The organism is Arthrobacter rhizosphaerae (assembly GCF_023062595.1).
Classification (GTDB): domain Bacteria; phylum Actinomycetota; class Actinomycetes; order Actinomycetales; family Micrococcaceae; genus Arthrobacter; species Arthrobacter rhizosphaerae.
Window position 1 is genome coordinate 103,197 of sequence record NZ_JALLAN010000006.1, and the last position, 14,365, is coordinate 117,561.

13 protein-coding genes are annotated in these 14,365 nt (G+C 61.3%); 7 read left to right on the plus strand and 6 right to left on the minus strand.

Annotation, left to right across the window (positions count from 1 at the left end; genetic code table 11):
* Positions 1–108: 108 nt before the first annotated feature.
* Positions 109–1,614 (plus strand): glycoside hydrolase family 32 protein, encoded by a 1,506-nt coding sequence (locus MU551_RS10175; protein WP_247043532.1) that lies wholly within the window; start codon positions 109–111, stop codon positions 1,612–1,614.
* Positions 1,615–1,847: 233 nt separating this feature from the next.
* Positions 1,848–4,862: an alpha-amylase family glycosyl hydrolase gene (locus MU551_RS10180; protein ID WP_372489839.1), complete on the plus strand. Its 3,015-nt coding sequence runs from the start codon at positions 1,848–1,850 to the stop codon at positions 4,860–4,862.
* Between the two features lie 58 nt (positions 4,863–4,920).
* Here MU551_RS10180 and MU551_RS10185 read toward each other — a convergent pair whose 3' ends face one another.
* Both MU551_RS10185 and cuyB read right to left on the minus strand, forming a co-directional pair.
* Entirely contained in the window at positions 4,921–5,562 is a 642-nt protein-coding gene (locus tag MU551_RS10185; RefSeq protein ID WP_247043534.1) for a GntR family transcriptional regulator, read from the minus strand.
* 59 nt (positions 5,563–5,621) lie between these two features.
* Complete coding sequence (cuyB, locus tag MU551_RS10190) at positions 5,622–6,338, minus strand: cysteate racemase (RefSeq protein ID WP_247043539.1); 717 nt, start codon at positions 6,336–6,338, stop codon at positions 5,622–5,624.
* Between the two features lie 201 nt (positions 6,339–6,539).
* Between cuyB and MU551_RS10195 the strand changes: the two genes are divergently transcribed.
* Positions 6,540–7,823 (plus strand): dicarboxylate/amino acid:cation symporter, encoded by a 1,284-nt coding sequence (locus MU551_RS10195; RefSeq protein ID WP_247043541.1) that lies wholly within the window; start codon positions 6,540–6,542, stop codon positions 7,821–7,823.
* A 69-nt stretch (positions 7,824–7,892) separates the two neighbouring features.
* Here MU551_RS10195 and MU551_RS10200 read toward each other — a convergent pair whose 3' ends face one another.
* The 4 genes from MU551_RS10200 to MU551_RS10215 form a co-directional block, all read right to left on the minus strand.
* The gene (locus MU551_RS10200) at positions 7,893–8,228 is read right to left on the minus strand and encodes a hypothetical protein (protein WP_247043543.1); all 336 of its coding nucleotides are present in this window, start codon (positions 8,226–8,228) and stop codon (positions 7,893–7,895) included.
* Between the two features lie 92 nt (positions 8,229–8,320).
* A complete protein-coding gene (locus MU551_RS10205) occupies positions 8,321–8,662 on the minus strand; it encodes a hypothetical protein (protein ID WP_247043544.1) in 342 nt (113 codons plus the stop codon).
* Between the two features lie 23 nt (positions 8,663–8,685).
* Positions 8,686–8,979, minus strand: a complete 294-nt coding sequence (locus MU551_RS10210) for a putative quinol monooxygenase (RefSeq protein ID WP_247043546.1) — start codon at positions 8,977–8,979, stop codon at positions 8,686–8,688.
* A 65-nt stretch (positions 8,980–9,044) separates the two neighbouring features.
* Positions 9,045–10,043, minus strand: coding sequence for a LacI family DNA-binding transcriptional regulator (locus tag MU551_RS10215; RefSeq protein WP_247044046.1), 999 nt, complete (start codon positions 10,041–10,043; stop codon positions 9,045–9,047).
* A gap of 157 nt (positions 10,044–10,200) precedes the next feature.
* Between MU551_RS10215 and MU551_RS10220 the strand changes: the two genes are divergently transcribed.
* The 4 genes from MU551_RS10220 (at position 10,201) to MU551_RS10235 (ending at position 14,295) form a co-directional block, all read left to right on the plus strand.
* Positions 10,201–11,313, plus strand: coding sequence for a substrate-binding domain-containing protein (locus MU551_RS10220; protein ID WP_247043548.1), 1,113 nt, complete (start codon positions 10,201–10,203; stop codon positions 11,311–11,313).
* 106 nt (positions 11,314–11,419) lie between these two features.
* Positions 11,420–12,466 carry an ABC transporter permease gene (locus MU551_RS10225; RefSeq protein ID WP_247043558.1) on the plus strand — a complete coding sequence of 349 codons (1,047 nt, stop codon included), beginning with the start codon at positions 11,420–11,422 and terminating at the stop codon, positions 12,464–12,466.
* Complete coding sequence (locus tag MU551_RS10230; RefSeq protein WP_247043560.1) at positions 12,463–13,257, plus strand: ATP-binding cassette domain-containing protein; 795 nt, start codon at positions 12,463–12,465, stop codon at positions 13,255–13,257. Before MU551_RS10225 ends, MU551_RS10230 begins: the two co-directional genes overlap by 4 nt.
* A 93-nt stretch (positions 13,258–13,350) precedes the next feature.
* On the plus strand, positions 13,351–14,295 hold the full coding sequence (locus MU551_RS10235; protein ID WP_247043562.1) for a carbohydrate kinase family protein: 945 nt from the start codon (positions 13,351–13,353) through the stop codon (positions 14,293–14,295).
* The last annotated feature ends 70 nt before the right edge of the window (positions 14,296–14,365 follow it).

Here is a 14,365-nt window from a genome sequence, read left to right on the forward strand (position 1 = left end):
GTACGACAAAACGGGGTGGGCCGGTGCATTTGTACCGGCCCACCCCGCTCCAGGGAACCTGCACAGGGTTCTCCGCCACATCCTGCACAGAAACGAGACGTCACCCCCATGCCTGCCGCGCCAGCCACGACAGCCGACACCTTCCGACCGGCTCTGCACTACGCCGCCCGGAACACTTGGCTCAATGACCCCAACGGCCTGATCTTTCATGGGGGCGTCTATCACCTTTACTACCAGAACAACCCGCTGGACAACGTCTGGGGAAACATGTCCTGGGGGCACGCCACCTCCACAGACCTGCTCACCTGGACCGAACACCCGGTAGCAATCGCCTGCGATGAAGAGGAAGACATCTTCTCCGGAAGCATCGTCTTCGACAGGAACAACACCAGCGGATTCGGCACAGACTCGGCTCCGCCCTTGGTGGCCATCTACACGAGCTCCTTCAAACCTGGCACGAAACTCGAGGGGATCCAAGCCCAGTCCCTGGCTTACAGCCGGGACGGAGGTTACACCTGGACCAAACACTCAGACAACCCTGTGCTGAATCGAAACTCGGCCGAGTTCCGCGACCCGAAAGTCATCCGTTACGACGGCGACGCCGGCAGCTACTGGGTCATGGTCGCCGTGGAAGCCAAGGACTTCCAGGTGGTCCTCTACAAGTCCGATGACCTCAGGAACTGGGAACTTTTGAGTACATTCGGCCCCGCGAATGCCACCGGCGGCCCGTGGGAATGCCCTGACCTGTTTCCCCTTCCGGTCAACGGCGACCCGGAGAACCTGAAGTGGGTTCTTACCGTGAACCTCAACCCCGGCGGGCCTAACAAGGGCTCGGCCGGGCAGTACTTCGTGGGGGATTTCGATGGGGCCATATTCACCTCAGAGACCACCGTGACCGAAGGCGTAGACCACCAGGGCCGCCTGTCCGAGTACCAGTGGCTGGACTGGGGCCGGGACTATTATGCCGCGGTTTCGTTTAGCGACGCTCCAGAGAACCGCCGTCTCATGATCGGATGGATGAATAACTGGGACTACGCCAACCAGATCCCCACATCCCCGTGGCGCAGCCCCATGACTCTTGCCCGCGAATTATCCCTCCACGCCAACGGTGGAGACCTTCGCCTGGTGCAGAAACCCGTCGGTGACTGGGCTGCAGCAGCCGATCCCACCAAGTCGTTCAGCCTCAACGAAACCGTCATTTCCGGCCTGCAGGTCTTGGACGGCGCCGCCGGTGCGGTGCAGCGAATCCACGTCACCTTCACGCCCGGAAGCGCAGAGGAATTCGGTCTCGTTGTCCGTGGGGACGGAATGCAGGGAACCCGCATCGGGATCCGGCCCGCTGACGGCTCACTGATCGTTGACCGCCGGTCGTCCGGGCTGACCGACTTCCACGAGTGCTTTCCATCGCTCGACACCGCCCCCATCAGGGCAACAGAGGGCAGTTACCATCTGACTATTTACCTGGACCGCTGCTCCGTCGAGGTCTTCGCCGAAGGTGGCAAGGTCACCATGACGGAATTGATTTTCCCGGCGGCCGCCAGCACTGACTTGGCTGTATACACCGTCGGCGGCACTGCGACCATCAATAGCCTCCAGGTCGATCAGCACGTATAGGAGGCAGCACCACCTGCTGGGGAATTGCTGGAAAATGTCGGTGCAAGCGCTTACAGTGTGAGTTGGCTCTCAGTAGCCGGTCTCCATAACCACGTCGTCTCACACTGCCCTTCGCTGCAGCACTGCCGCTAACCGGAAGGATCCCTATTGTGTTTTCCCGCTCCCTGTCGTCCCTCCAGCCCAGACCAAGCCGAGTAACTCCCCAAAGTGCGGGCACAGCCTTCCGTACAGGGATGACCTTCCTCATCGCTGCCGCTACGGCCACTGCCGGCATGAGCACAGCGCATGCCGCTCCGAAATCCGACGATCCGCAGTCGCCGTCGGGCGTTCACTCCCTCAGGGCTCCGGTAACAGACGAACGGTTCTACTTCGTGATGGCGGACCGTTTCAGCAACGGAAACACCCAGAACGACGACGGCGGCCTTGGTCCGGACCCGATGGTGTCCGGGTTCGAGCCGACAAAGAAGGGCTTCTACAACGGCGGAGACCTCCAGGGCCTGCGGGAACAGATTGACTACATTGAGGGGCTTGGCACAACCTCCATCTGGCTGACCCCCAGTTTCAAGAACAAGGCCGTGCAGCCGGAGGACAAATCGGCCGGGTATCACGGCTACTGGATAACGGACTTCACCCAGATTGATCCGCACCTGGGCACCAACGCCGAGCTGAAAGCGCTGATCGACGATGCCCATGCCCGCGGCATGAAGGTCTACTTCGACATCATCACCAACCACACGGCAGACGTGATCGGCTACGAGGAAGGCGACCGCACCGCGTATGTCTCCAAGGACGTTGAGCCGTATACCAACGCCGCCGGGGAAGAATTCGATGACCGGGATTACGCCGGAACCGGGGGTTTTCCGGAACTGGCTCCGGCCACTTCATTTCCCTACACTCCCGAGCTGAAGGCAGGCGAGGAAGACCTGAAGGTCCCGGCGTGGCTCAACGATCCCACGCTGTACCACAACAGGGGTGACACCACTTTTGCCGGCGAGGACTCCTACTACGGCGACTTCTTCGGCCTGGACGATCTGTTCACTGAACACCCCACGGTGGTGAACGGAATGAAGGAAATCTACAAGACGTGGATCCGTGACTTTGGCGTGGACGGTTTCCGGATCGACACGATGAAGCACGTCAACGATGAGTTCTGGCAGGATTTCGGGCCGGATGTGCTCGCCTACGCCAAGGAACAAGGCAAGGACGAGTTCTTCATGTTCGGTGAGGTCTTCGATACCACCAAGAGCTTCACGTCCCAGTTCACCACCCGGAACATGATGCAGGCTGTCCTCGATTTCCCGTTCCAGGATGCGGCCCGCAACTTCGCCTCGCGTGGACAGGACGCGGCACAGTTGGAGAGCTTCTTCGCCGGCGACGACTGGTACACGGACGCTGACTCCAACGTCTACCAGCTTCCAACTTTCCTCGGAAACCATGACATGGGCCGGATCGGCAGCTTCATCAGTGCGGACAACCCGGGTTCCGACGACGCCGAAAAAGTAGCCCGCGACAGCCTGGCCCACGAGCTCATGTACTTCTCGCGCGGCAACCCTGTGATCTATTACGGCGATGAACAGGGCTTTACGGGTCCCGGCGGTGACCAGGACGCCCGGCAGACATTGTTTGCCAGCAAGGTCCCCGAGTACCTTGACGATGACCTGCTTGGTACCGACGCCACCCACAGCACCGATAACTTCAACACCACCCACCTCCTTTACGGCAAGATCAGCGCACTGGCTGCCCTGACCACGGAACATCCGGCACTCCGGGACGGTGCACACCAGCACCGTTATGCCTCGGAAGGTCCGGGCATCTACGCTTTCTCCCGGATCGATGCCGAGGATCAGCGCGAATACGTGGTGGCACTCAACAACAGCGAGGAGCCCCAGACCGCCAACATTCCTACTTACGTCGGCAAGCGCACCTTCACGAAGATTTATGGAGAGGCCGCCGCGGAGTCCAAGACCAGTCCCGAGCGAGAGCTCACCGTGACTGTTCCCCCACTCTCCGCGGTGGTGTACCAGTCCTCAGGCCGCATCCCGCACTCAAAGGCAGCCCCCGGCGTCGTCCTCCAGGAGCCAAATTCCGCCCAAGGCGACAATGGGCGCCTTCAGGTGGTGGCCGACGTCGACGGTTCCTCGTTCTACGAAGTCACCTTCGAGGCAAAGAAGTCCGACGGCGGATGGGAGCGGATCGGCACCGATGACACCGCCCCTTATCAGGTGTTCCATGACGTGGCGGCGTTGGGGACAGGAACCGTCGTGGAGTACCGCGCCGTAGTGCTGGACAACGGCGGCCACTCGTCCTCAAGCGCCGCCAAGAGCGGTACCGTGCCGGCTCCGGTCCTGACCATGCAAAAGCCGGCGGCAGGGAGCAGCGTCCAGGGGACAGTTGAAGTCAGCGCCATCGCCGGCCCCGAAAACGCCGACTATGTGGTGGAATTTGAGCGAAGCATCGACGGCGGCGACTGGACAGCCATCGGCAGCGACAGCTCCTCCCCTGCCTACACGGCGTTCGATGACATTGCGGCTTTGGGCCTGGAAGACGGAACCGAGGTGAGCTATCGGGCCACCATGGACGTGGCCGGAGGCGGGACCGTGACCAGCGATGTCCGGACCGCGGTGGTCGGCGAGATCCCCCAGCCCGATTCGGTCACCGTGGCCGGTGACCTCAACTCGGAAATGGGCTGTCCCGAAGACTGGCGGGCTGACTGTGCATCCGCGTTCATGACCCTTGATCCTGCGGACAAGATCTGGCGCCTCACCATCCCGTCCCTGCCCGCGGGAACGTACCAGTACAAGGCCGCCCTGAACGGCACCTGGGACGAGAACTACGGTGCGGGCGGCGGCCTCAATGGTGCCAACATCGTACTGGAGCATCCCGGTGGTGCAGTCACGTTCCGCTATGACCACAGCACACACATCATCAGCGCCGTTTACGCCTCACAACAGCCAAGCGCGGTTGCCGTGGCCGGAAGCCTCGATTCTGAACTCGGCTGCTCCGAGGATTGGATGCCGGGCTGCGACCAGGCGCAGTTGGCCCTGGACCCGGCTGACCTGGTGTGGAAGCTGACCGCACCGGATCTTCCCGCCGGAAATTACGAATTCAAGGCAGCGCTCAACCGGTCATGGGACGTGAACTATGGGGCTGGCGGAGCACCGGCCGGCGCTAACATCGCTTTCAACCACGACGGCGGACCGGTGACCTTCCGGTATGACCATGTCACCCACGTCATGACGGCCGGCTGACTGTGTAGCCGGGCCGTCGCTCGCACGGGAGCTCAGTTGGCAGCAGCTGAGGACTGCATCAGCCGGAAAGCTCGTTTGAGGCGAAGAGGCCGCTGATGAGATCGCCGAGGTGGGACCAGTGTTCGCTTGACATGTTGGCGGCCGCCTCGGCGTCTCCTTGTTCGCAGACGCGGATGAGTTGATCGTGGTGATTGATGGTGTCCTCCCCGCCCAGGAGGCCTGAGAACTTCCGGTAGAGGATTCTGTGGAGCTGGGGGTGAAGCTGTTCGATGATTCGTTTGATGACAGGGTTTCCGGCGGCATCGATGATCACACTATGAAAGGCGTCGTCCGCGGCCAGGGCCTTCGAGACGTCCTGTTTTTTCACAGCGGCGGCAAAGTTCTTATTGGCTTGGCGCATTACCTGAAAGTCACGGTCCGTCAGTCGTGGAACCGCCGCGTCCATAGCGAGGGAATCGAGTGCCTTGAGCACGGCAAGGTTTGCCGCAATGTCGTCTTGATTTAGCGTCGAGACTCTTGTGTAAACACCCGGCTTGGACTCTATGAGACCACTTTCAACGAGGCGGGTGAGGGCTTCGCGCACCGGGGTCCTGCTGAGCCCAAGCATTTCTGCCAGATCGGAGTCTTTGATTTTCTCGCCGGGTGCGAGCTCGCCCCGGACAATGGCATCCCGGAGCCGGTCATAAGCTGCATCGCTCATTTTCGGTCGCTCAACGGTGCTGGTGCGGACTAGTGGCATATTGGACACAGTACTCTGCGTCACCTGTTGGCGAGGACACGGCGGACCACCGTGACGGCGAGAACCTCGGCGGGGTCGATGAACGGCACCGGGATATCGTCGGCTGACAGGCCCGCGGGAACCTCCGTGCATCCCGCAATGATTGCCTGGGCGCCGGCGTTGATAAGACCCTGTGCAGCTTCGATGAGTAGCGGCCTGGCTACGGCGGTTTTTCCCGCTTTAATGGCGCGGATGGGGGTCATCACGAGATTCTCCTGGCAGTCAGCGGCGGGCGTGATGACCGAGATGCCCTCCCTGTCGAGCCAGGATTGGTAAAGGCCGGCCTTCTGGGTTCCTGTCGTTGACAGCAATCCCACCTTTTGAACCGTTGGTGAGAGCAGCTGAACGTACTTTGCCGTCTCTTCAATCATGTGAACGATGGGGATATCCACCTCCTTCTGGACGGCCGCGAGGAAGGCATGGGCGGTATTGCAGGGAACCGCAAGCATCTTGGCCCCTGCGGCTTTCAAGAGCCTGGCCCCGGCGATCAGGGCAGGGGTGGGATCCTCACCGTGCGTCAGCAGCGCATCTGTCCTGTCCGGAATCGTGGGGTCGGACCAGATCAGGACCTGAAGGTGCTCCTGATCGCGCATGGCCGGGGTTGCGTGCACCAGTTTGAGGTAGAAATCCGCCGTCGCTTCGGGACCCATTCCGCCAAGGATCCCGACGACACTGCGATGGTGCAACGTGGCTGTCAAGCCGGGAGCCGAATTCGGCGGCATAGAGAAGAAGGGTGCAGACCGTAGGGTTTGCGCGGCAATCCGAGTCTTCATTGGGAGTCATTTCTAAGGGTAGCGACCGGCGTATCCAATATATTACATACCGCTTGACCTCGATATGCAATATATTGCACACTGATCTGTATGAGACGCACGCCACATGGAGACTTAGGACTACTGATGAAAAACAAAACGACAGCATGGATTCTTGGCGCACTGGTAATTGGCATTGCCGGTGGCCTGCTCGGTCACTGGCTGCTTCCGGAAGGTCCTCGGAACGGGCTCGTCACCGTCCTTGACACCGTGACGCACATGTTCCTCAACCTGATCAAAATGATCATCGCTCCGCTGATCTTCGCCACACTGGTCTCTGGCATTGCAGGAGCGGCCAAGTCAGCGGGTGTCGGGAAGCTCTTCGCACGCTCGCTGCTGTGGTTTGTCATTGCTTCAGCACTGGTGGGAACCTTCGGTTTCATCACGGCCCATGCCCTCAATGTCGGCGACGGATTGGGCCTGGTGCCCACGGGCGATGCCGGCATCGAGTCAAAACCCATGGACTACCAGGCATTCGTCACCAACATCATCCCCACGAGCGTCTTTGCTGCGCTGACCAGCAACAACCCGCTCCAGATCCTCGTATTCGGAGCCCTGTTCGGGATTGCCCTGCTGAACCTGCGGAAGAAGGGGCATTCCTCCATCGCCAACGCAGTCGATGAACTGATGGAAGTCATGCTCAAAGTCACCGGCTACGTCATGCTGGCCGCCCCTGTCGGCGTCTTCGCAGCTATCGCTGCAGCGTTCACGGCAGAAGGCTTCGACGCCTTCGCCACCTACTCCTCATTTATCGGCGGCTTCTATGTATCCCTCTCAGCCCTTTGGGTGATCATGATCGCCGTGGCCATAGCCTTCCTCGGGAAAGCAGCCTTTCGCTTGATGCGTGCCGTGCGGGAGCCAATGGTCATTGCCTTCGCCACCTCCAGCAGCGAAGCAGCTCTCCCTAAGCTCATCGAAGGCCTGACCAGGTTTGGAGTCGACAAGCGCACGACGGGGTTCGTCCTCCCCCTCGGATACTCCTTTAACGTTGACGGCTCCATGATGTACATGACATTCGCGTCGGTGTTCCTCCTGAACGCTTACGGCATTGACATGGACCTTGGCCAGCAGATCGCCATGACGGCCATGCTGTTGCTGAGCAGCAAAGGCATGGCCGGGGTTCCCCGCGGCTCGCTTGTTATCGTGGCCGCCGTCGTACCAGCCTTCGGTATTCCGGCTGCCGGAATCGCCGTCCTCCTGGTGATTGATCAGCTCCTGGATATGGGCCGGACAGCCACGAACATCCTTGGCAACGCCATCGCAACCGCCGTCCTGGGCCGCAGCCACGACAAGGCAGCCGGCCTTGAAAATCCGAACCACATCAACCAGTCTGGTGCTTTGGAAGAGGCCGAACTGACATCAGTCAGGTAACGGGGCCGACAAAAGAATGGAGGGTCTGGAATCCATATTGCGGATCCCAGCCCCTCCATGGTGTCTTCGTTAGGCGGCGCAGGCCTTCTTCAGCTCAGTGACGGAGGCTGCGGGAACTTCCTCGCCGGCCTCAGCGATCTGTTTCATTGGGTCCGTGATCTCAGCGGGCACTCCGGCTGCCTCTGCTCCACCGACCAGCCCGACCAGCAGCTTTTTGTCTTCAACGCTGACAAGTCCGTCCTCGATGACTGCGCACACCTGCCCCTTCACCTGGTCCGCAGCTGCGTTGGCCACTTCCGTTACCGCGGAGTTGGCGGCGTTCTGGGCCGCATCCTGCACCTGGCCGCAACCGGCAGTGAGGACTAGAAGCGGGATCGTGGACAGCAAGGCAAGGGAACGTTTCATCCATCCACCCTAACAATGTCCGGCTGGTCGCCATGTCACTTGCGGCCGATGCGCATGCCAACAGAGATAGACCGCACCGGTCACTGCTGGCGTCAGAAGCGGCGGATCCAATCCACCGGATAGCCCATTTCTTCGAGCGTGAGGAGCGCTGACTCCGGGTGAAAGGCGCCGATCCTCCAATCGAGGCGGTGGGCGCCCTCGACAGCGATAGCAGAGGAGACAAAAAAGCGGGTTTTGTAGAGCGTCTTGATCTGCGCGCGCTCCAGGCGCCACGGACCCAAAAACCGGCTAAGACCAAACCTGGCATGGAAGTCCAGCCGGTCCGATGTGGCTCTCATCTCGATGAGGGGCCAGGTAGCACCGAACCGCTGGTCATAGAGGCCGACGATGACGCGGTACTCCGCATCACTTCTTTCTTCCCCCGGAATCGCCATGGACTCGATCCTAGAGGACAGGATCAGTTCACAGCATCCAGCCAGGTCAGCACGGAGCCATCCTCCTCGATGTGTGCAGCGAGCTCTCCATTGAACTTTGCACCATAATCTGCGGTGATGTGCTCCTGGAAGGCCGCATCGTCTTCATATACTTCAAAAACGAAGTATTCACGTGGATTCGTTTGCCGCGTATACGGCAGGAAGAGCTGGTTGCCGGGTTCCTGCCGGACCTTCTCGGTGAGTTCGCGCATCATTTCCGCCACCCGCTCCTCGCTTCCGGACTTTACGGTGAACTCGGCATATAGGGTTTTGGTCATCACGTTCTCCTTGGAGGTTGCAGGGTGAGGCAAGGTTGAATTGGGCAGTAAGAGATGCGAGCGGGTCAGCCCGGAGGCGCGAGTTCGCCGGAACCCCGGACAATAAGTTCGGAGGGCACCACATAGGTTTGCGGAGCCGACTGGTCGCCGTCGATACGGGCCAGGATTCTTTCCGCGGCCAGTTTCCCGATCCTTTCCGGGTGCTGTGCAACGACCGTAATTCCGGGATCCATCATGTCCGCCAGAGCAAAATCATCGAACCCGACCAGGGCGATCCTCTTATTGGCGTTCAGCTCCTTCAACCCGCGCATCGCACCGAAAGTGACGAGGTTCTGGCTCGAGAAAATGGCTGTGGGGGGATCATCAGAAGCAAGCAGCTCATGAGTTGCCTGCCGGGCAGACTCCTCGTCATGGAGGCCTTCGCGGATGGGAATAGCCGACGTCGCGATTCCGGCTGCCGCCAGAGACTCCAGAAATCCCCGACGGCGTTCGCGTGCAGTCTGGATGTCTGTCCGGTCTCCGAGATAAGCAAGTTTCCTATGCCCCCGGCTGATCAGATGGGCGGCCGCCTTTGCGGCTCCGGCAGCATTGTCCGTAACGACGGCGTCCGCCTCGACGCCTACGGGTTCACGGTCGATGAAGACGGTGGGCAGGTCCCTGGAGTGTTCCGGAATGACATACGCCTGGCTCCGGGCGATTGGCGTCAGCACCAAGCCGTCCACGCGCCTGCCCAGAAAGGCCGCCACCAGGGCCTTTTCGCGTTCGGGGTCGTCGTCCAGGCTCGCGGCGAACACAGCAATGCCCCGGACCGACAAGGCATCCTCCATGGCCCGGTGGATTTCGCTGCTGAAGGGGTTGGAGACGCTCGGAAGCAGCAGCCCCACCGACAGTGTCTGCCGTCCGGACCTGCGCAGGCTGCCCGCGGTCATGTCCAACTGATAGTTAAGCTGCTGAGACGCCCCGACGACGCGCAGCCGGGTGGCCTCGGACACGCCGGGCTCGTTATTCATGACGCGCGAGACGGTCTTGATTCCAACGCCGGCCAGCGCCGCAACATGGCGCATCGTGGGCCGGTTCTTCCCCACCTCAGCTTGGTAACGATTAGACATCGTTGTCAGAACCTCGTCCTTCATCATGGATTTTCCCTTGACTCTACCTTGTGATCTTGATTACATGGTCACTGACAACGTTGTCATTACACCCTCGATATCAGGAGATTCAATGTTGAGTTCCAAAGCCCCGCGGTCAGCCGCCCTCCGTTCGCTCGCTGCAGGCGCTGTCCTCACCCTTGCAACGCTCAGCCTCTCTGCCTGTGGGGGGAGCAGCAATACCACTTCCACTGCCGGTTCCACTGAAAAGATCGGTGTCTCACTGATCGTCAAGACCACCACCAACCCGTTCTTCGTCTCCATGCAGGACGGGGCGAAGGAGGCTGCTGCGGCCGAGGGAGTGGACCTGAAGCTCGCCGCCGGCAAGGCCGATGGCGATGAGGACACCCAGATCCAGGCCATCGAAAACGCAATCTCCAAGGGGGACAAGGGCATCCTCATCACCCCGAACGGCCCGTCCGTGGTGGATGCCCTGAAGAAGGCAAGGGATGCCGGGCTGTTTGTTATCGCCCTGGACACCCCGCCGGACCCGGCCGATGCCGTGGACATCACCTTCGCCACGGACAACTTCGCCGCTGGCGAGCTGATCGGAAAATGGACCGCAGCCCAGCTTGACGGCAAGAAAGCGACCATCGCCCTGCTGGATCTCTTCGACGACAAGGTCGTCTCGGTTGATTACAACCGGGACCAGGGCTTCCTGACCGGGCTGGGCGTAGACACAGCCGATCCAAAGAAAAACGGCGACGAAGCCAAGACCGGTAAATACACCGGCGGCAAGGGCGGCGACTACGAAATTGTCGGCAACCAAGCCTCGCAGGGCGCCGAAGACGGTGGCCGCACCGCCATGGAAACCCTCCTGTCGAGCAACCCCGACATCAACGTCGTCTACACCATCAATGAGCCTGCCGCTGCAGGCGCCTTCGAGGCACTGAAGTCAGCCGGCAAGGAAAAGGACGTGCTGGTCGTCTCCGTTGACGGCGGCTGCTCGGGCGTGAACAACGTCAAGTCCGGGGTCATCGGCGCCACCGCCCAGCAGTATCCGGTCAAGATGGCCGAATTGGGAGTGAAGGCAATTGTGGAGATCGCCAAGACAGGCAAGAAGCCGGCCAATTCCGAAGGCCTGGACTTCTACAACACCGGTGTTGAGCTGGTTACGGACAAGCCTGCCGACGGCGTCAAGAGCATCACCACCACCGCAGCTACCGACATCTGCTGGGGCAAGTAACCTCCCGGCGTCACGCGGGGAGACCGGAGCCCGCTATCGGCCTCCCCGCGCTTGTCTACCGAGCTAGCTCCGCTCTAGCTACCATCACTGAAGATCAGGACGCATCGTGACCCAGCAACAGACCGCCGGCCCGCCCAGCGCCGGGCATGCCGACCTGGCCGAGGAATTCCTCGACCGCCAAACAACGCTCAGCCGGATACGCAATATCCTCCACCGTTACCCCGCCGTCAGCCCCGCCCTCGTACTTCTCATCGCTGTGGTCGTGTTCGGCCTGCTCAATGACAGGTTCCTGCGCGTTGAAAACCTTTCGCTGATTACCCAGCAGGTTTCAGTCGTCGGCACCCTGGCCATCGCCCAGACACTCATCATCCTCACGGCCGGCATCGACCTGTCCGTGGGAGCAGTCATGATCCTCTCCTCCATGGTCGTGGCCCAACTCGCCGTCAACAACGGGCTGCCCGCGCCTGTTGCCCTGCTCGCAGGCCTGATCGTCGGACTCGCCGCAGGAGCCCTCAACGGGTTCCTGGTTACCAGGTTCCGGCTCCCTCCCTTCATCGTGACCCTGGGCACTCTGAACATTTTCATCGCCCTGACGCTGCTCTACTCCAACGGAGCGACAGTACGCGGCTCGGCCATGCCGGACATGCTGACCTGGACAGGAAGCACTTTCCCGGTGGGCCCCGTGCGGATATCCACCGGCGTCGTTGTGATGCTGCTGCTCTACATCGCAATCGCGTTCATCCTCGGCAAAACCGCCTGGGGCCGGCACGTCTACGCCGTAGGCGATGACAAGGAAGCTGCCCGCCTGGCCGGTATCGCGGTGAACAAGGTCCTCATGAGCGTGTACCTCGCGGCAGGCGCCGTGCTGGCTGTCGGCGCCTGGATCCAGATCGGCCGCACCAACGCTGCCAGCCCCAACGCCGGCCTCGATCTGAACCTGGACTCCATCACCGCCGTCGTCATCGGTGGAACAAGCCTCTTCGGCGGCCGCGGTTCCGTCTGGGGAACCCTCCTGGGCGCCCTGATCGTCGGCGTCTTCAGGAATGGCCTGTCACTGGCCGGGCTTGACGTGCTCTACCAGACCCTCGCCGTGGGCATCCTCATCATCCTCGCTGTCTCCATCGACCAGTGGATCCGAAAGGTGAAATCATGACCGCCGCAGATCTCCAGACCAACGGATCTAAAGTACGCCAGCCAATCATGCAGGCAAGGAACCTCGTCAAGACCTTCGGCAGGGTTGTGGGCCTCGACGGCGTAAGCCTGGACCTCTACCCCGGCGAAGTCCTGGCCATCATCGGCGACAACGGCGCGGGAAAATCGACACTCATCAAATGCCTTACGGGTGCTGAAATTCCAGATTCGGGCGAACTGACCGTTTCCGGTCAACCCGTCCATTTCAAACGCCCCCAGGACGCCCGAGTGCACGGGATCGAGACGGTGTACCAGAACCTGGCCGTATCACCGGCGCTGGATGTCGCCTCGAACCTGTTCCTGGGCCGGGAGGAGCGGTTGGCCGGACCCCTGGGCAAGATCTTTCGGGTCTTGGATACCAAAGGCATGCGTCGCAAGGCCAAAGAGGAACTCACCCGCTTGGGAATCTCCACACTGCAGGATGTGACTGTACCGGTGGAGAACCTTTCCGGCGGCCAGCGGCAGGCTGTTGCGGTGGCAAGGGCTGCGGCCTTTGGCTCCAAGGTAGTGGTGTTGGATGAGCCGACGGCGGCACTCGGCGTCCGCGAGTCCAACCAGGTGCTCCAGCTCGTCAGGGATCTCCGTGACAGAGGGCTGCCAGTGATTCTGATCAGCCACAACATGCCGCACGTATTTGATGTGGCCGACAGGATCCATATCCAGCGCCTCGGAAAATGCGCGGCAACCATCACGCCCCAGTCACACACCATGACTGACGCCGTTGCCATCATGACCGGTGCTGCCACCGCCTGATTCCGGCGGTAGCACCGATTCCACCCATCCCGTCCTGCACTCCGTCCGCGGACCTGCCACAGGTCCGCGGACGGCTCCACGAAAGGCCTCCTCATGTCCAGCTCCCCCAGCCCTGCAGGGGCCGCAGCACACTCCGACGTCGTTGTTATCGGCGAAGCCCTGATTGATGTCGTCGCCTCCTCCGGAGGAACGGTGGAGCACCCCGGCGGGTCGCCTGCGAATGTCGCCTACGGGCTGGGGCGTCTCGGAATCAGTACCGCACTGCTCACGTCAATCGGCGACGACGAACGTGGCTCTGCGATCGAACGTCACCTCGGTAGGGCTGGAGTTGCGCTGCTCCCGGGATCCAAGCATCAAGGGCGCACTGCGTCTGCAACCGCAACCCTCGCCGCTGACGGCTCAGCCCGCTACGAGTTCGATATCAGCTGGGAACTGCAGCCCGTTCCGCCCTCCTATCTCCCCAAGGTGATCCACACGGGATCCATTGCCACCTTCCTGGCTCCTGGAGCCGCCGCCGTGAGGTCATTGCTGGAGCAGGCGCACCGGGAATGCGTGATCACCTATGACCCCAACATCCGCCCGGCCTTGCTGGGCAGTCAGGCCGAAGCGACGGCTTTGTTCGAGGAACTGGTTCCCCTGACCGACGTCGTCAAGCTCAGCGACGAGGACGCGCAGTGGCTCTACCCCCGCAAACAGCTGGAGGATACGGCGGCACGGATTCTGCAGCTCGGTGCCGGGCTGGCAGTCATTACCAGGGGTTCGGAAGGTTCGCTGCTGGCAACTCCGACTACCCAGCTCCACGTTCCATCGGTGCTCTCCGTGGTGGCGGACACCATTGGTGCCGGTGATTCCTACATGGCGGCGCTGATCTACGGGCTGCTGTCACGGGGCGTGGACGGGCTTTCGTCCGAGGTTCTGGAATCTCTGGGCCGCACCGCATCCAAGGCGGCTGCCATCACTGTCCGCAGGGCCGGCGCCAACCCCCCGACCATCGAAGAGCTGCTTGCCGGGCTGAAGGAATCAGAGGCAGTCGCCTAGCCGGTGGTGCCTCGATGGCGCCAGGCATAGACTGCGCTTGTCCACCCTTGCCGGAGTCAACAGGACCAGT